The organism is Kocuria sp. ZOR0020 (assembly GCF_000800955.1).
Lineage (GTDB): Bacteria > Actinomycetota > Actinomycetes > Actinomycetales > Micrococcaceae > Kocuria > Kocuria subflava.
The window spans coordinates 1-572 of record NZ_JROX01000347.1 but is presented as its reverse complement, the minus strand read 5'-3'; the positions used below and the strand labels follow the sequence as shown (position 1 = coordinate 572).

Below are 572 nucleotides of genomic sequence, written 5' to 3'. Positions count from 1 at the left end.
CTTTTCCTTTTGGTTTTTCTTCCTGTGCGTTAAGTTCATTCTCAATTTTGATAATTTCAATTGAATTTTCTGAAAGTGTTTTTTCCAATTCTTGTACTTTAGGCAAGTCTTCAATTGCATTTTTTACTTCAAAGCCACTAATTTGAGATTTTAAAGATACGTTATTTTCTTTAAGTTCTGCCAAGCGGTTCTGTTTTTCGATTAAATCAGGTTTATTCATATTTCTTTTTAATATCCTCAATTTCTTTCAAAGCGTTACGGCTTTCAATAATTTTGTTACGTTCTTCTGTGAGTTCTTCGCCCAATGCATTTTGAATAAACTTTGCGTTAGGGTCAGCTGGTACTGAAACAAGAGAAATCTCTTTAAACTGTGCTTTATTTACAACTAGAGCATCATTTTCATTAAACTCATAATCTGTAATGTAATAGGCAATTGATAGTGAATCAAACGCTCCATTTTCCACAGCTTTGTTAATGTTTGGTGCATTGTCGTAAAGCGTAAAGTCAGTCAGGTATTTATTAGAAGCTAAGTCATAATAAACTTTCGCGTCCCCAATGACTTCACTAGATCC

Annotated in this window: 2 protein-coding genes; both read right to left on the bottom strand. The window is 32.7% G+C overall.

From position 1 onward, the window contains the following. Positions 1-220 (bottom strand): hypothetical protein (locus tag L979_RS15425; RefSeq protein WP_046091411.1); only part of this gene is annotated, 220 nt, incomplete at its 3' end. Continuing rightward, the coding region (locus tag L979_RS15420; protein ID WP_047692790.1) for an HK97 family phage prohead protease at positions 213-572 on the bottom strand (360 nt) is incomplete at its 5' end. The genes L979_RS15425 and L979_RS15420, both read right to left, overlap by 8 nt.